Here is a 16,245-nt window from a genome sequence, read left to right as displayed (position 1 = left end):
TCACACTCCGAATGCGTGAAGTGATCCCCACAGTGCCACCACGGCCAGGAGCAGGGAAGCAGGCACGGTCAGCAGACCGAGCCGGGTGAACTCCCCGAGGCCGACCTCGCTGTCGTGCGCGTGGACGATGCGTCGCCACAGCAGGGTCGCGAGCGAGCCCGCGTACGTGAGGTTGGGGCCGATGTTGACCCCGAGCAGCACGGCCAGGACCGCGCCCGGGCCGGCCGGCGCGGTGAGCGGGAGCAGCACGAGGGTGGCCGGCAGGTTGTTGATGACGTTGGCGAGCACGGTGGCCAGCGCGGCGATGCCGAGCAGCGCCGCCAGGCCGTGGCCGGTCGGCACCAGGTCGCCGAGCGCGTCGGAGAGGCCGTTGTCGACGACCGCCCGGACGACCACGCCGAGCGCCAGGACGAACGCGAGGAACGGCACGCTCGCCGACCGCAGGACCGCCCGAGGGGTGGTGCGGTGCCGGGCCAGCGCACGGATGCCGAGCACCAGCGCGCCGGCCAGCGCCGCCCAGGCCGGGTCGATCCCGATGACCGAGGTGAGTACGAAGCCCGCCAGGGTGCCCACGATCGTCAGCAGCGCGAACAGCGGCATCTCCGGTTCCGCCGCGGCACCCTCCGCCGTGGCGCCCGCGTCCAGGTCGGCGGCGAAGAAACGGCGGAAGACCGCGTACTCGACGCCGATCGCCACCACCCAGGGCAGGGCCATCAACGCCGCGAAGCGGGTGAAGCTCAGCCCGCTGGCCGCAAGCGCCAGCAGATTCGTCAGGTTGGAGACCGGCAGCAGGAGGGACGCGGTGTTCGACAGGTGGGTGCAGGCGTAGACGTGCGGCTTCGGACGAGCCCCGAGACGCGCCGCCGTGGCGAACACCACGGGGGTCAGCAGCACCACCGTGGCGTCCAGGCTCAGCACCGCGGTGATCACCGAGGCGGCGGCGAACACCTGCACCAGCAGCCGCTCCGGCCGACCCGCCGACGTACGGGCCATCCACGCCCCGCAGGCCTGGAACAGACCCTCGTCGTCGCACAGTCGGGCGAGGACCAGTACCGCAGCGAGGAAGCCGATCACCGGGCCGAGGCGCGCCACCTCCTCGGCCGCGTGGTCGAGGGAGATCGCGCCGGTGCCGATCACCAGCCCTGCGGCCGGGACCGCGACCACCGCTTCCGGCCAGCCGAACGGGCGCACCACCGCGCAGACCAGCACCACCACCAGCAGGCCGACGGACAGCGCCTCGGCGAACGACGTACTCAGGACCCGATCCCTTCTCGACGTGCAACGATCAGGCCCTCATCGAATCAGACCCGCCCGGTCGGGACGGAATCGCCGCTCGGCGACACGTCGTCCAGAACATTCTGTTAACGCTCACAGAAGCTTCTGTGATCGCAAGGTCTTCTGCGGAAAACCCGCAGCTCACAAGGGTGGTGGCGGCTCGACGGCGATGTTGACGTGGACATTTGGCGCTCGTACGCTCCGGGCGCCGGGTCCATGCGCGCCTCCTGATCGGAGCTCGATGAACGAGCACCGCTTCCGCCGTCCTGTCGGTACCCGATTCGCCGGGCCCTCACCGCGGCCGCCGCGGCCTGCCTCCTCGGGGTCGTGCCCGCGCATGCCGCGCCGACCGCCCCGACCGCGTCCGGCGGGTCGCTCTCGGTGCTGACGTACAACGTGGCCGGGCTGCCCCAGGTGCTGTCCAGTGCCTCCACCGACCGGCAGACGAGCACGACCGCGATCGGTCGGCGGCTCACGCCGTACGACCTGGTGCACGTCCAGGAGGACTTCAACCACCACGCCGCCCTCTACGCCGCCGACTCGCATCCCCACCACACCGCGACCAGCGGCGGCGCGGGCATCGGCAGCGGCCTCAACACCCTCTCCGGACGGGCTTACGGCGACGACGACTTCGAGCGGGTGCGGTGGAACGACTGCCGACTCGCCGTCTGCCCTACCTCGACGCCGCGCAGCGCCGCGAGGTGCTGCGCACCACCGCGCTGCCGTCGGGTTACGTCCTGCTGGACGGCCCGGAGATGTGGGGGCGGCTGAACCTCTTCGCCGCGGCGGACGGTTACGGCGCGTTCGACGAGGACGTGTGCGTCGTCATGAACGCCGCGGACGGCGGCTTCGCGGCGGCCGACGCCTGGCGCCACGACATCGACGGTTGCGGCAGCCTGACCAAGCGGGGCACCGGGGCGCTGGCCCTCAGCGGCACCAACCGCTACGAGGGCGGCACCGTGGTGGCGGAGGGTGTGCTCACCGCCGCCTCGCGCGACGCCCTGGGGCGCGGCGACGTCGAGGTCCGTGGCGGCAGGTTGCACGTGGACGCACCCGTGGGCGGGGCCCGGGTGTGCGGCGACTACCTGCAGTCGGGCACGTCCGAGCTGGAGGTGACGATCCACCACCTGCACGCTTCGGCGCTCGACGTCCGGGGGCGGGTGACCCTGGGACAGGGCGCGCGGCTCTCGGTCCGGCTGGCCGACATCCGCGGGCTCGGACGCGAGGTGCTGGTGCCGGTCATCGGCGGCGGTCCGATCCGTGGTGAGTTCGCGAGCGTGACGGTCGACGCCGAGGGCTACCGGGCCGTCCCGGTCAGCACCGGGGCGGGCCTCTCGCTCCGGCTGACCCGGCGCTGATCGGACGGCGGGTCCGCCGCCCGCCGCCCGCGCGCCGGGTTCCCGGCATCCGTGCGGGGTCGAGCAGGAGATCCGCGCGCTCCTGATCGACCCTGCGGTCCTGGTCAGACGGGCAGGATCTGCCAGTCCTGGTTGGCGCCGCCGGTGATGGGCCACTGGACGACGTTGGCGCCGTCGGCGGTCGAGGCGCCGGACACGTCGGCGCACCAGCCGTTGCGGACGTTGACGAGCCGGTAGTAGCCGCTGGTCGCGGAGGGGACGAGCTGCCACGACTGGTTGTCGCCGGTGTCGGCGGTCCACTGGTCGAGGTTCGCGCCCTGGGCGGAGCTGCCGGGGCTGTCGAGGACCTTGCCGCTCTTGACGTTGGACAGCCGGTAGGAGCCGTCGGAGTTCGGCAGCAGCTTCCACTGCTGGTTGGTGCCACCGGTCCAGGGCCACTGGATGACAACGGCGCCGTCGGCGGTGGAGGCGTCGCTGACGTCCATCACCTTGCCGCTCTTGCGGTTGACCAGCCTGAAGGTGCCCAGGTCCGCGCCGAAGGGCCGGTCGTAGACCTCCAGGTTGCGGATGGACGCCCACACACCGTCCGGCAGCCCGGTGACGGTGACGCGCACGTACCGTGCCCGGGTGCGGAACTGGGCGACCTGGACCTGGCTGGTGGCGGTCGTCGCGGTGAGGTCCGCCAAGGTGGTCCACGCGCTGTTGTCGGTGGAACCCTCGATTTTGTAGCGGTAGTTGGTGTTGTCCAGCTCCCAGGCGATCCGGGTGCCGGTCAGCGAGCGGGTCGAGCCGAGGTCGACCTTCAGCCAGTGGCCGGTGCTCCCGTCGGCCGCGCACCAGCGGGTGGAGGTGGCCCCGTCGACCGCCTTGGCCGCGGTGTTGCCCTTGGAGCTCTCCTCGCTGTCGGAGGTCGCGGTCCTGCCGGTGGCGATGTCTCCGGGCTGCACGCTCCGGTCGAGGACGACGCCGATGACACTGTCCTGGGGGTGCGTGGTGCGGTCGATGCCGGTGACGGTGACCTTGCCGCCGCCGACGCTGAAGGAGAGGTTGGCACCGGAGCGCACGTCGAAGACCCGGGTGACCTGGGCGTCGCCGATCGCCGGGGTGGTGAACGAGGTGCCGCTGTAGCCGGACAGCAGGTGGACGTAGAAGGTGTTGTCCTTGTACGTGAAGCCGTACTGGCCTTCGACCGGGTTCCACGGGCCGCCGCGGGTGCTGTAGATCGACTGGCCGCAGGTGGTCATGAAGGCGCCGATCTGGCGCAGCAGGTTGGCCTGGGCGGTGGGGACCGTACCGTGCCGGTCCGGGCCGACGTTGACCATCACGGTCATGTTCCGCACCCAGCAGTTGACCAGGACGTTCATCGCGTCGCTGTAGCTCATGGTCGGGCCGTTGGTGTAGCCCCACGCGCTGCCGACGGAGAACACCTTCTCGGTCAGCTGGCTCCGGACGGGCCCGCTCGGGACGTACGAGCCCTCCTGGCTCTCGTAGTCGCCCTTCCAGCCGGAGCGCGAGGTGGCGATGATGTCGGGCTGGTGCTTGCGGACCATGCCCATCAAGCCCAGCGGCTTGCCGTTGGCGTCGGTCTCGCCGTACGCGGCGTCCACCTGCCACTGGTTGGCGCTGTCGCGGAACCGGCCGGGCTCCCAGAAGAACGCGCCGTCCGCGTCGCTGCCCTGCTCCGCGATCCAGCCGCCGTCCCACCACAGGTCGTCGATCACGCCGTACTGGGTGACCAGCTCCTTGACGGACTGGTACACCTCGGTCTTCATGATCCGCGCGTTCTCCTTGTGCGCCGGATCGGTGGTGTAACCCCAAGGGTTGGTCGCGCAGTTGGTGCCGTTGACGTCGTAGTAGCCGGGGTAGCGCCAGTCGATCGGCGAGTAGTACAGGCCGACCTTCAGCCCGGCCGCGCGCACCGCCGCGACATAGTCCTTGACGAAGTCGCGGTTGAGCGGTGCCTGACCGGAGGACCAGGCGTTGGGGTGGTTCAGCGGCCACAGCGCGAAGCCGTCGTGGTGCCGGGTGGTGAGCGTCGCGTACTTCGCGCCGAAGTCCTTGGCCAACTGGGCCCAGGCCGCCGGGTTGTAGGCGTCGGCGGTGAACTGCTCGCTGGTCGCGTCGGTGACGTACTTCCGGTAGTTCGCCGGGGTGACCGCGGCGCTGTGCATGTACCACTCGCCCTTGGCCGGGCCCGCGTACGGCCCCCAGTGGATGAACATGCCGAGCTTGGCGTCCATCAGCCACTGGATCTTGGAGTCGGGCTGCTGCTCGAGGCCCAGGTCGGTCTGCGGGATCCGCAGCGGAGGGAGCGGCAGCGGTTCGGCGGCCGCCGCGGCGTAGGCGGGCGTTGTCATGGCGACGGAGCCGATCGTGCCGGCGACCGTCATGGCCGCGATGCCGGCGAGAACCGACCTGCGCGAGATGGAATCTGGCACCGTGAGTCCTTCTGTTCGACGTTGAACAATGGGTGGGGGTGGGACTGGCGGCTGTCAGCCGGGGTCAGGACAGGGTCCAGCTCTCGCTGGCGGCGCTCGAGCTGCCGCCGGTCTCCTGGTCGACGGCCACTCCCTGCGTGGTCGAGCCGCCCGTGCCCAGGGTCAGGCCGTTGGCGACGTTGACCAGCACGTACTTGCTGCCCGTGAGGCTGCCGGTGAGGTCCAGCGCCCACTGCTGGTTGGTGCCTCCGTTGCAGGTCCACTGCTGCAACTGCAGGCCGGTGCTGGTGGAGTAGCCGGGGACGTCCAGGCACAGTCCGCTGTTGACGCCGGTCAGGGTGTAGATGTTGTCCGCCACCCTGGTGAGCGTCCACTTCTGGTTGGCGCCGCCGGTGGACGGCCATTGGATGACCCCGCCTCCGTTGGAGGTGGAGGCGCCGGACACGTCCAGCAGCATCGAACTGGCCGCGTTGGTCAGGGTGTAGGTGCCGGGGGAGGGGATGCCGCTGCCGGCCGACCAGGTGCCCGCGGCCGTGTCGAGGGACCAGTTGGGGTACTGGCCGAGGTTCACCGTCGTCCCCCGGATGGTCAGCGGGAGCCAGATCAGCTGGGAATTGCCGAGGTCGCCGGTGTTCCAGCGGTCGCCCGTGTAGATGTACGTGGTGCCGGAGGAGCCCTGGACGGTGATGATGTTGGCCGTCTGGCTCTGGTAGGTGTTGGTGCCGGGGGCGGCCAGGTCGCGCCAGGCCGACCACGGTCCGCTCAGCGAGGTGGCGGTGGCGTAGACGTTGTCGTTGGGCCACCAGCCCGACAGGTGCGAGCCGAGCATGTAGTAGGTGCCGCCGACCTTCACCATGGCCGGGGACTCGATGCTGCCGCCGCCCAGGAGCGCGACCGAGCTGTCCACCGAGAGGTAGTCGGCGGAGAGCCTGTCGATCCGCAGGCCGCCGTTGTTGCGGTCCTCGGTCAGCAGGTAGCCGGTGCCGTCGCTCTCCTGGAACAGCCCCAGGTCACGGCTGACGTTGCCCAGCGGCCGGAAGCTGCCCCGGTAGTCGTACGGGCCGCAGGGGGTGCTGCTGGTGGCCACACCGGCCTTCGCGTCGGAGTAGTCGGCGTTGTCGATGTGCAGGTACATCACGTACGTATTGGTCGATGCGTTGTAGATGACCTTCGGCCGCTCGACGATCCGGTTCGGCCCCAGATCGCCGCTGCTCTGCTTGGCCAGTGCCACGCCTCGGTAGGTCCAGGTGCCGAGATCGCCGGAGGTGTAGCAGGGGATGTCCTGGAACGAGGTGTTCGCCGACGTCTCGCCGGTCTTGTCCTCGCCGAAGCCGTACCAGGTGCTCCCCACCTTGACGATGCCCAGCCCGTGCAGCTGGAGTGCGTTGCCGTTCTGGTCGGTTCGGGTGGCTCCCAGGGTGAATGCCACGGAGGCCGCGTGGGCCTGTGCGGCGGGCAGCAGCACCGTCCCGAAAGCACCGAGCAGGGCGAGAAGCCCGGCGAGTGCGGTTCGCCACAGGCTGACCGGCCGGCTGTCGCGTGAAGGACCGGGGGACAAGGTTTCACCTCTCCTACGAGGACGTGTTGCAGCGGCACGTCACGACCGGTTGCCGGCAGACGTGCGGGGCATCAAGTGGGCCTGAAGGCGGGCGTACCGGACGGGTCACCGCTGCGGCGAACCACGTGTGGAGCCGCACGGCGGTTCATCGGAAGGCTGGTGCCGGCCGCCGATCTCGATCTTCAACAGCTGCAGGCCGGCGCCGTAGCAGGGGTTGGACAGGTGGTCCAGGAGCTGATCGTGCAAGGGGAGCGGAACCGATCAGAACCGATCGAGATCAAACACCCTCGCGGTACAGCAAAACGCTGAGCCCGGGTTCATGTCAAGCTTCTCGCGCGGAGATCGATCCGATGAATCTCCCACCTTTCGTATGGGTTCGACGAATTGACGCCATGTCGATCGGAGCGCGGAGTGGACTGTCGAGATCGGGGGAGAGGGGAACTTCACTGGAATGACCTGCAAGTTATTGGGCGGCGCAAGAACTTGCTCGGTGTCGAAGGCAGTCGAACTCATCCGATGGGATGGATGGGGCAAGGTTGGCCGGATGAGAAACATCGGACATCTCCCTGCCACTTCTCTTGACGCGCCACTCCAAGGCCGCGATACATGTAACTGACCGCAGCGACCATCCCCCTGTGTCCCAGGACCATCGGAGCAATTCATGCCACGAGCCGTCAGTCGTGGAATCGTTCCCACGGGCTCGGCAGTTGCGACCGTCGCCGGAGCGGTCGGAACCGGCGGTGCCCCGGCCGTCGCCGCGGTGGCCGAGGGCGACCCGCTGCCCCTCGTTCCGCTGCGCACCCCGAAGCTGGACCGGGGAACCTGGACCGGGGGCCTGGCAGCAGCCGGACAGCAGTATCCAGTGGATGCGTGACGACAAGCTGTCGATGTTCATCCACTGGGGCGTCTACTCCGCACCGGTGCAGGGCGAGTGGCACATGTTCGGCTCGAATACCAAGCCGGCCGCCTACCGGGCGCAGTACGCCGCTTCCTTCGCGACCCGGTCGCAGTCCTTCGATCCCGACGCCTGGGCCCGGCTGGCACGCGACCTCCGTGCCGGAGAGGTGGTGCTGACGGTCAGTCACCACGACGGCTTCGCCCTGTGGCCGGCCGCCACCCCAACGCCTGGACCGCCGCCGCACCCTTCACCGCCGGTACCGACTTCGTCAAGGCCCACGTGAACGCGGTGCGGGCGGCCGGTCTCTACTACTCGCCGATCGACTGGCGCTACCCCGGCTACTACGACGCGACCGGGGCGAAGCCGCCGAACCCGGGCTCAGCTCCGACCGCGTGCTTCCGGGCAGCCTCTACCCGTGGAACTGCGAGGGCTCCGATCCGGCAGGCTTCGGCTACCGCGAGAGCGCCCGGATCATGAAGAACGAGGTGCACCGGTCGGTGCGGGAGCCGGTCACCGACTACGGTGCGGTCGACGACATCCGGTGGGACTGCGGCTGGCCGGCGCAGCAGGGCACCGACGTGGACGGTCCTTCTTCCGGGAGCACGGTCAGTACCGGGACCCCGCCAACAGTTGGTCGGTGGACCCGACGTACGGCGAGAACGAGCCGGGCTCCGGCAGGCACCGGGGCTCACCAGCCTGGTGCGCCGGCACCAGCCGACCGCGGTGTCCAACTCGCGGCCGCGCTCGGCGGCCGACCGCCCATCAGCCGGGACCGCCGCAAGCGACTGCCGGATCGTCTTCGACCAGCCGCCCGAACCACTCGCGGCCGTCCCGCAGCAGCTCACCTTCGAGGACTTCGCGTAACCGAGGCCCGAGACGCCACACCTGGCGGGCCGTGCCGAGCGAACCGTGCCGGCCCTCCGCCGGCACGGTTCGCCTCTATCCGAACAGGCGTCGCTGGATCTCCCGCCGGTAGTCCCCCAGCGTCCTGTCGAGGTGGATCACCGTGGCCGCGGCCGCGTCCTCGGGGCGGCCGTCGCGGATGGCACGGTAGATCGCCTCGTGCTCCTCGACCGCGGCCTCGGCGGCCGCGCCGAGCATGTCGTGAATGCCGATGGCGCTGGACTGCCGCTGCAGGCGGCGGGCGTCGCGGACGGCGCTGAGCAGGAAGGCGTTGTGCGCGGCGGTGGCCACGGCGGTGTGGAAGTCGTCGTCCGCCTGGTTGAACACGTCGACCTGCCCGTGGACGACCCCGTGCCGGCACTGCTGCGCGGCGACCTCGATGGTCCGCAGCTCGGCGGGGGTGGCGCGGGTGGCCGCGAGGCTGGCGGCAGCGGTCTCCTGGACCTTGCGGAATTCGAACAGCATCAGGACGTGGTCGAGGTCGACCGGCCGGAAGAAGCCGCCCCAGCGGCTGGTGATGAGCATGCCCTCGTCGTCGGCGACGAACAGGCCGCGCCCCTTGTGAGCCCGGACCCGGCCGAGGGCCGAGAGGATCTTCACGGCCTCCCGCACCACCGCCCGGCTGGTGTTGAGCGTCTTGGCCAGATCGTGCTCGGTGGGCAGCCGGTCGCCCGGCACCAGGCCCTTTCCGGCGATGAACTCGAGGATCTGCTCCGAGACGATCTCGTAGCCGGGGCGGTAGTCGCGGCGCTCCTCGCCTGGGCCGTTCCCCGCTGCCGCGGCGGCGGGAGAGGCCTGCGCAGGCAGGGCGGCCTCGGTCGTGGGCGTGTCGTTCATCGTTCCTGCCTCCGGGATGACGTGCGCGAGGGCGACTGATCGCTGTGGAGCCGACTCAATCCTAGCGCAGAGAGTTATGAGTGCTACTCATTTCACCGGAGGTGGCGACACCAGGCGTGGAATGAAAGCGGGCAAGCTAGGGCCAACTCCACGCAATGACGCCTCACAGTCGGGCCATCGGCCCAAAGCTGTTTCGAATCGGCATGCTTGAACCCTTGACGATCCTGTCGATAGGGCGGCTAATTTATCCCCGAGGGCGGCAGCGGGACGCCGGTCCTCGACACTCAACACTCGACGCGCGACCTGGACGGCCGGCGTCACCCCCACCCCACCTCCCGACCCTGTTCGGGGTCACTGCAGTGGAGTCACTCATGAGCGTGCCCAGCAAGAGACGAACGGTACTGTTCGCGGCCTGCGCTGCGACCCTGGCGATGACCGTGTCCGCGTGCAGCGGCTCGTCTCCCGAGAAGACCACCAAGGACGGCTTCGCCCAGGTGGCGCAGACCGACGGGGCGGTGACGGTCTGGGTGGATGCGACCCGCTTGCCCGCCGCGAAGCAGTACCAGGAGCTGCACCCCGAGGTGAAGCTGGACATCGTCACCTACGACGGTGACGCCAACGGCTCCAACTACCTCCAGACCAAGGTCCAGCTGTTCAACCGGACCGGCAAGGGCTGGCCGGACGTCGTCTTCAGCTCGCAGAACAACGAGACCTCCTGGGCGGTGGACGCGGGCTTCGCCGCGCCGCTCGACAAGGGCCTCATCCCGGCCGACACCCTGGGCAAGTTCGCCAAGGGCGCCAACGACGTCTGCACCGTCAACGGCACCGTCTACTGCCTGCGCAACGACCTCTCGCAGACGGTGCTCTGGTACAACGACAAGCTGATGAAGCAGTTCGGCTACACCGTCCCGAAGACCTGGGAGGAGTACCAGGCGCTGGGCGCGAAGGTGGCCGCAGAGCACCCGGGCTACCTGGTGGGCGACGCCGGTGACTCCTACACCCCCGAGATCTACCTCTGGGCGAGCAAGTGCGAGGCCAACCACATCACCGGCCCCAAGGCCGTCACGGCGAACACCGGCGGTGAGAACTGCACCAAGATGGCCAACCTCATGGACGGGCTGATCAAGAACAAGTCCATGTCCGTCAGCGGTGTCTTCAGCACCGACTTCGCCAAGAACCAGGCCGACAAGGTCCTGCTGATGCCCGGCCCGGCGTGGTACGGCGGCGCGGTGTTCAAGGACACCCTGAAGACCCCGGAGAAGACCATCGGCGTGGCCCCGATGCCGCAGTGGCAGGGCGACACCGCGCCGTCCACCGGCAACGTCGGCGGCGGTACCTGGCTGCTGTCGCAGCACTCCGCCCACCTCAAGGCGGCCACCGACTTCCTGAAGTGGGTCACCACCGACAACGCCTACCAGGGCGAGAAGGCCCCGGGCTTCCCGGCGTACGCTCCGGCCGCCGAGAACTGGCTGAAGTCGCAGGCCGCCTCCGGGTACTTCGTCGGTGACCTCGGCGCTCTCAAGGACGCCTCCTCCCAGGTGTGGTCGGGCTGGGGCTCGGGCCAGTTCAGCCAGGAGGCGATCTGGGCCGCCACGGTGAAGCCGGGCCTGACCCAGGGGCAGACCATCGTCTCCCAGCTGCCGGCGTGGCAGGACGCGATCGTCAAGCACGCCGAGTCGTTCGGGTACAAGGTCTCCAAGTGACCTCCACCGTCTCCGCGGTCAGCTCCGGCCGGCGCCCCCGCGGCGCCGGCCGGAGCTGGGCCGGCCCGGCCTTCGTCGCCGGCTACGTACTCCTCCTGGTCGCCTTCGGCGTCCTCCCGATCGGCTACGCGATCTGGTTCGCGTTCACCGACGCGGGCGGAACGTTCACCGGCTTCAGCAACTTCGTCACCACCGCCCAGGACTTCCGCTTCCTGGACGCGCTCGGCCACGTGGCGCTCTACCTGCTGTTCTGGCTGGTCTCGCTGGTGGTGTTCGTGGTGGGGCTGGCGCTGCTGCTGCACCGCCTGTCCTCCGGTCGGATCAGCCAGGCGCTCCGCTTCCTGTACTACATCCCCGGGGCGCTGGCGGGCGCCGCGAGCGTGCTGGTGTGGCTGTTCATGCTCGACCCGACGGTGAGTCCGGTCAGTTCGCTGCTGGAGGCGCTGGGCTTCGACACCTTCGGCGCGGTCATCGCACCGGGCAACCTGCCGGTGCTGTTCACCGTCATCGCGTTCTGGACCGGCGCGGGCGGCTGGATCGTCGTCATGTACGGCGCGCTGAACAACATCCCCGGCGACGTCCTGGAAGCCGCGCGGATCGACGGCGCGGGTGCCTGGAAGACCGCCTGGCACGTGCAGATCCCCATGCTCCGCAAGTGGATCGTCTACATGGTGATCCTGGCCTTCGCGGGCGGCGCCCAGCTCTTCGTCGAGCCGCAGCTGCTCTCCCTGGCCAGCGTGGGCGTGGCCGGTCGCGACTACTCGCTCAACCAGCTGACCTACGACTTCGCCTTCCAGATGAACAACATCAACGGCGCCGCCGCGGTCTCGATGGAGCTCCTGGTCGTGAGCGTGTCGGTCGCCGGCGTCTTCGTCGCACGATCGAGGTTCTTCGATGCCGACTGAGACTTCCGCCACCCCGACCGCCACCGCGCCACGTACCGAACGGGACCCGAGCGCCATGAGCCGAACCGCCCCCCGGACGTCGCGGCGGGCCCCCCGGTCCGTGAGCCAGACGTCCTACCGGCTGCTGGCCGGCGCGGTCCTGACGGTGTTCGTGGTGTTCTTCGTCCTGCCCGTGCTCTGGCTGCTCCTCGCGGCGACCAAGACCGACCAGCAGCTGGTCCACGACCACCCGCTCTCCTTCGGCTCCTTCGGCACGCTCGCGGACAACTGGCACGCGCTGAGCGGGTTCCAGGACGGCGCGATCCTGCTCTGGCTGGGCAACTCCGCCCTGTACGCCGTCGTCTCCCTGGTCATCACGCTCTGCGTGTCGGTGCCCGCCGGGTACGCGCTGGCCATGACCGAGTTCCGCGGCCGCAAGACCCTGCTGGTCACCACCCTGATCGTCATGCTGATGCCGACCGCCACGCTGGTGGTGCCGCTGTTCCTGGAGCTCAACGCGGCGCGCCTGATCGGCACCATGTGGTCGATCATCCTGCCGTACGCGTTCTACCCCTTCGGCGTCTACCTGACGTACATCTACTTCACCACCGCCGTGCCGAAGGACCTGCTGGCGGCGGCCCGGATGGACGGCTGCTCCGAGTTCGGCGTCTTCCGCCTGATCGCCCTGCCGCTGGCGACCCCGGTGATCGCGCTGGTGGGCTTCTTCAGCTTCGTCGCCAACTGGACGAACTACTTCCTGCCCTACGTGATGCTCCCCGAGAGCGACCAGATGCCGGTCCAGGTCGGCGTCGGCAACCTGCTGAGCAGCGTGCCGCAGTTCAACCCGGCCGCCGGCACGGCCGCGGTCGAGCGCCCGCAGCTGGCCCTCGCGACCCTGGTCGCCATCACCCCGGTGCTCGTGGTCTTCCTCTTCGCCCAGCGCTTCCTGGTCAGCGGCATGCTCGCCGGCGCCACCAAGGAATAGTGCTCGCTCCACCCCGATCGGAGATCGTCCCATGTCTCACAGCTCCACCGAACCCTCGTCGGGCAGGGACGCCACGGCGCCCCTCCCCGAGATCCAGGCCGGGGTGCCGCTGCTCGAACCGCCCGGGTGGGCGGTGGCGCAGCGAGCGCTGTTCGACCTGCTCGACCACAGCTGGCGCAAGTTCGCCCGGGACTTCACCGGCCCCGACGGCCGGCTGAACTACAACGGCCGACTGACCACCCGTGACGGTGTGGACGACTTCTACGAGGTCTTCTTCAACTGGCCCCAGCTCTACCTGCTCGGCGGCGCCGACGACCTGTTGGCCGCCAGTGAGAAGCACTGGGAGGGCGTGACCAAGCACCTCACCGAGCTGGACATGCTCAAGGACGAGTACGAGCGCGGCTACGACTGGTTCCACCAGGGCGAGAGCCTGCTGCTGCTCTACTTCCTGTGCATGGCCGACCCCGAGCGCTGGTCCGAGCGTGCCCTGCGGTTCGCCGAGCTGTACGTCGACCCGGTCCACGGCAATTACGACCCCTCGGCCCGCATCGTCACCCGCCCGCACAACGGCAGTGACCCCGACCGGCAGGGTCTGTCCGACGGCGACGTCTACCCGTGGCTGCCGAAGGAGGCGGCGACGTACGGCTACCCGCTCGAATGGCTCCCCGAGGCGCAGGACGGCCCGTACCCGCTCGACTCGGACCCGCGGCTCGGCGCGCAGATGCGCGAGCGGATGGGCGTCGGCGACACCGCGGTCAACCTCGCGGTGGCCGGCCTGGTGCTCAACGCCTGGATCCTGTCCGGCGAGCAGCGCTACCGCGACTGGATCGTCGAGTACGTCGGCGCCTGGCGGGAGCGCACCGAGGCGAACGGCGGCCTCCTCCCGGACAACGTCGGCCTGGACGGCGTGGTCGGCAGCCGGCTCGAAGGCCGCTGGTACGGCGGCCACTACGGCTGGTCCTGGCCGCACGGCTGGCACAGCGTGGGCCACGCGGCCTGCGTGGCGGCCCTCGCCGCGGCGGTGTCCACCGGCGAGGACGACTACCTCTCGATGGTCGGGACCACGCTCGACGAGATGATCTCCCGGGCCAAGCTGATGTCGCACAGCGAGGCGGACTCCAGCCTCCCGTCCAAGTGGGCGGTCGAACTCGCCGGGGACTTCGACAAGCCGACGCTGCACCTCCCGTTCCGGCACAACGACTCGGGCTGGTTCGACTACAACCCCGTCACCCTGCCGGTGCCGATCGCGCTCTGGCACCACAGCGCCTCCGAGGAGGACCGCGTCCGCATCGAGAAGCTGCGCGAGGCGGACCCGCTCGACTGGAGCACCGTGCGCTCGTTCCGGGCCAAGGAGGAGTCCGGGCACGAGAAGGCCTGGTTCGCCTTCCTCGCCGGCGACGACCCCGGCTACCCCGAGCGGATCCTCGCCGCCGCGCAGGCCCAGGTCCGCCACCGCCTGCGGCGCGTCGAGCGTTACCGCGACCTGGACGTGGACGAGGCCGACATCCACGTGTGGCAGCAGTGCAACCCGGTGGCCACCGAGGCCCTGGTCCAGCTGACCTGGGGCGGCCCCCAGGTGCTCTACAACGGCGGCATCCAGCAGGCCCGGCTGCGCTACCACGACGCCGAGGCCCGCCGCGCGGGGCTGCCGCAGGACGTGGCCGCCCTGGTCACCTCCATCGACCCCGAGGCGACCACCGTCGAACTGGTCAACCTCTCGCCAGACAAAGATCGGACGATTATCATTCAGGCGGGTGCTCTCGCCGAGCACACCATCACCTCCGTCCGGTACACGACGTGTACGGACGAGGGCTGGATCGGTGACATGTACGACTACGGTCACACCGAGCCGGTGGTCGGCGAGGCGGAGACGGCCTGTGACGGCGCGTACCTGACGGCCCGGCTGCCCGCGTCCACCCGGATCCGGATGACGCTCCGGCTGGAGCTCCGCACCCGTACCCCCAGCTACCGTTCGCCCTTCGGAACCTCGGCCGACGTGCCGAACGCCGAAACGTCGGAGGAATCCGCATGAAGCGCTTCGCTCAGACCATCAAGCTCCGGCCCGAGCACCGCGAGGAGTACCTGGAACTCCACTCCGCCGTGTGGCCCGGGGTCGAGGCGGCCCTGCACCGGGCGAACATCCGCAACTACAGCATCCACCTCCACGGCGACGTGCTGTTCGCGTACTTCGAGTACCACGGCGAGGACTTCGACGCCGACATCGCGGAGCTGGAGGCCGACCCGGTGACCCAGGAGTGGTGGAAGCACACCGACCCCTGCCAGGAGCCCTTCCCCGACCGGGGCGACTCCCGCCAGTGGACGAACCTCCCCGAGGTCTGGCACCTGAGCGAACCCGGCGAGCAGCCCACCGCCGACTGACCCGCTCACTCCAGACCGACCCCACCCGGAGCCTCCCGTGACCTCCACCCCGCCGCCCGTGCTCATCGACGCCCACCACCACCTGTGGGACCTCGCCCGGCGCCCGCAATCGTGGCTCGACGAGCCTGGCCTGGCCTCGATCCGCCGCACCTTCACCCCGGACGACCTGCGCTCCACCGCCACCCAGGAGGTGGCGGGCCGCCGGCTGCACAGCACGGTGGTCGTGCAGTGCATCCCGGACGTGCCCGAGACCGAGGACCTGCTCGCGCTCGCCGCACAGGAGCCGCTGATCGAGGCCGTGGTCGGCTGGGCGGACCTCACGTCCCCCGCGGTCGGTGACGAGCTCGACCGGCTGCTCGCCGGACCGGGCGGCAGCTTCCTGCGGTCGCTGCGCAGCCTGGTGCAGGGCGAGGCGGACCCACAATGGCTGCAACGGGCCGACGTCGAACGCGGGTTGGCGGCGGTCGAGGAGCGCGGGCTCGGCTACGACGTGCTCGTCCGCAGCCACCAGCTCGACCAGGCGATCCGGCTGGCCGAGCGCTTCCCCGGCCTGCCGCAGGTGCTCGACCACGCGGGCAAGCCGGACATCGCCGCCGGCGAACTGAGGGAGTGGGAGAGCCGGGTGCGCCGGCTGGCCGGGCATCCCCAGGTGGTCTGCAAGGTGTCCGGACTGATCACCGAGGCCGACCACGACTGGTGGACCATCGCCGACATCCGGCCGGTGTGGGACGTCCTGCTCTCCGCTTTCGGCCCCGAGCGGTTGATGTTCGGCTCGGACTGGCCGGTGGCGAACCTCGCGGGCGGCTGGAACCTTTGGGCCGCCACTGTGCACGAACTGATCGACGGGTGCTCCGCCGACGAGACCTCGGCGATTCTCGCGGGCACCGCAACCGCCTTCTACCGCCTCACCCGTACCGAAGAGACTCGGGAATCACGATGACGCTTGCTGTCCGTTATACGGCTGCCCGGACGTTGGACACGGCTCCGGTCGAGCCGTCCGAGCCCGGCCCGGGCGAGGTGCTGCTGG

The 16,245-nt window shown here is 69.8% G+C and carries 13 protein-coding genes and 1 pseudogene; 10 read left to right on the top strand and 4 right to left on the bottom strand.

Annotated elements, in window-relative coordinates; all coding sequences use genetic code 11:
* Positions 1–1,257: an arsenic transporter gene (locus tag AB0M03_RS27045; RefSeq protein WP_363495418.1), complete on the bottom strand. Its 1,257-nt coding sequence runs from the start codon at positions 1,255–1,257 to the stop codon at positions 1–3.
* Between the two features lie 297 nt (positions 1,258–1,554).
* On the opposite strand from AB0M03_RS27045, the pseudogene AB0M03_RS27040 reads away from it, so the two are divergent.
* Positions 1,555–1,935, top strand: a pseudogene (locus AB0M03_RS27040) (endonuclease); the annotation flags it as partial.
* Between the two features lie 41 nt (positions 1,936–1,976).
* Positions 1,977–2,633 (top strand): autotransporter-associated beta strand repeat-containing protein, encoded by a 657-nt coding sequence (locus tag AB0M03_RS27035; RefSeq protein ID WP_363495270.1) that lies wholly within the window; start codon positions 1,977–1,979, stop codon positions 2,631–2,633.
* Positions 2,634–2,737: 104 nt separating this feature from the next.
* Here the strand turns inward: AB0M03_RS27035 and AB0M03_RS27030 are convergent, their stop codons facing one another.
* On the bottom strand, positions 2,738–5,071 hold the full coding sequence (locus AB0M03_RS27030; protein ID WP_363495267.1) for an alpha-L-fucosidase: 2,334 nt from the start codon (positions 5,069–5,071) through the stop codon (positions 2,738–2,740).
* A 64-nt stretch (positions 5,072–5,135) separates the two neighbouring features.
* A complete protein-coding gene (locus AB0M03_RS27025; RefSeq protein WP_363495265.1) occupies positions 5,136–6,629 on the bottom strand; it encodes an RICIN domain-containing protein in 1,494 nt (497 codons plus the stop codon).
* Positions 6,630–7,495: 866 nt separating this feature from the next.
* Between AB0M03_RS27025 and AB0M03_RS27020 the strand changes: the two genes are divergently transcribed.
* Both AB0M03_RS27020 and AB0M03_RS27015 read left to right on the top strand, forming a co-directional pair.
* Entirely contained in the window at positions 7,496–7,810 is a 315-nt protein-coding gene (locus tag AB0M03_RS27020; RefSeq protein WP_363495262.1) for an alpha-L-fucosidase, read from the top strand.
* 416 nt (positions 7,811–8,226) lie between these two features.
* Positions 8,227–8,391, top strand: a complete 165-nt coding sequence (locus tag AB0M03_RS27015) for a hypothetical protein (protein WP_363495259.1) — start codon at positions 8,227–8,229, stop codon at positions 8,389–8,391.
* Between the two features lie 75 nt (positions 8,392–8,466).
* Here the strand turns inward: AB0M03_RS27015 and AB0M03_RS27010 are convergent, their stop codons facing one another.
* Positions 8,467–9,267 (bottom strand): FCD domain-containing protein, encoded by an 801-nt coding sequence (locus AB0M03_RS27010; protein WP_363495256.1) that lies wholly within the window; start codon positions 9,265–9,267, stop codon positions 8,467–8,469.
* 371 nt (positions 9,268–9,638) lie between these two features.
* Between AB0M03_RS27010 and AB0M03_RS27005 the strand changes: the two genes are divergently transcribed.
* Genes AB0M03_RS27005 through AB0M03_RS26980 form a run of 6 tightly spaced genes read left to right on the top strand, consistent with a single transcriptional unit; the run spans position 9,639 to position 16,158 of the window.
* Positions 9,639–10,970 (top strand): ABC transporter substrate-binding protein, encoded by a 1,332-nt coding sequence (locus AB0M03_RS27005; RefSeq protein ID WP_363495253.1) that lies wholly within the window; start codon positions 9,639–9,641, stop codon positions 10,968–10,970.
* Complete coding sequence (locus tag AB0M03_RS27000) at positions 10,967–11,875, top strand: sugar ABC transporter permease (RefSeq protein WP_363495250.1); 909 nt, start codon at positions 10,967–10,969, stop codon at positions 11,873–11,875. The genes AB0M03_RS27005 and AB0M03_RS27000 overlap by 4 nt, the downstream gene beginning before the upstream one ends.
* Before the next feature lie 55 nt (positions 11,876–11,930).
* Positions 11,931–12,839 carry a carbohydrate ABC transporter permease gene (locus AB0M03_RS26995; protein WP_363495415.1) on the top strand — a complete coding sequence of 303 codons (909 nt, stop codon included), beginning with the start codon at positions 11,931–11,933 and terminating at the stop codon, positions 12,837–12,839.
* A gap of 31 nt (positions 12,840–12,870) precedes the next feature.
* Positions 12,871–14,871: a hypothetical protein gene (locus AB0M03_RS26990; protein ID WP_363495247.1), complete on the top strand. Its 2,001-nt coding sequence runs from the start codon at positions 12,871–12,873 to the stop codon at positions 14,869–14,871.
* Positions 14,868–15,218: an L-rhamnose mutarotase gene (locus AB0M03_RS26985; RefSeq protein ID WP_363495244.1), complete on the top strand. Its 351-nt coding sequence runs from the start codon at positions 14,868–14,870 to the stop codon at positions 15,216–15,218. The genes AB0M03_RS26990 and AB0M03_RS26985 overlap by 4 nt, the downstream gene beginning before the upstream one ends.
* Before the next feature lie 37 nt (positions 15,219–15,255).
* Complete coding sequence (locus tag AB0M03_RS26980; RefSeq protein ID WP_363495241.1) at positions 15,256–16,158, top strand: amidohydrolase family protein; 903 nt, start codon at positions 15,256–15,258, stop codon at positions 16,156–16,158.
* The last annotated feature ends 87 nt before the right edge of the window (positions 16,159–16,245 follow it).

This window comes from Kitasatospora sp. NPDC051914 (assembly GCF_040680995.1).
In the GTDB taxonomy this organism is placed as follows: Bacteria; Actinomycetota; Actinomycetes; order Streptomycetales; family Streptomycetaceae; genus Kitasatospora.
This window is presented reverse-complemented; position numbering and strand designations above follow the sequence as displayed.

What these genes read in the sequence shown, in the direction of transcription:
- AB0M03_RS26990 (WP_363495247.1), top strand. Translation starts at nt 12,871, where the DNA reads ATGTCTCACAGCTCCACCGAACCCTCGTCGGGCAGGGACGCCACGGCG.
- AB0M03_RS26985 (WP_363495244.1), top strand. Translation starts at nt 14,868, where the DNA reads ATGAAGCGCTTCGCTCAGACCATCAAGCTCCGGCCCGAGCACCGCGAG.
- AB0M03_RS26995 (WP_363495415.1), top strand. Translation starts at nt 11,931, where the DNA reads ATGAGCCGAACCGCCCCCCGGACGTCGCGGCGGGCCCCCCGGTCCGTG.
- AB0M03_RS27010 (WP_363495256.1), bottom strand. Translation starts at nt 9,267, where the DNA reads ATGAACGACACGCCCACGACCGAGGCCGCCCTGCCTGCGCAGGCCTCT.
- AB0M03_RS27020 (WP_363495262.1), top strand. Translation starts at nt 7,496, where the DNA reads ATGCGTGACGACAAGCTGTCGATGTTCATCCACTGGGGCGTCTACTCC.
- AB0M03_RS27005 (WP_363495253.1), top strand. Translation starts at nt 9,639, where the DNA reads ATGAGCGTGCCCAGCAAGAGACGAACGGTACTGTTCGCGGCCTGCGCT.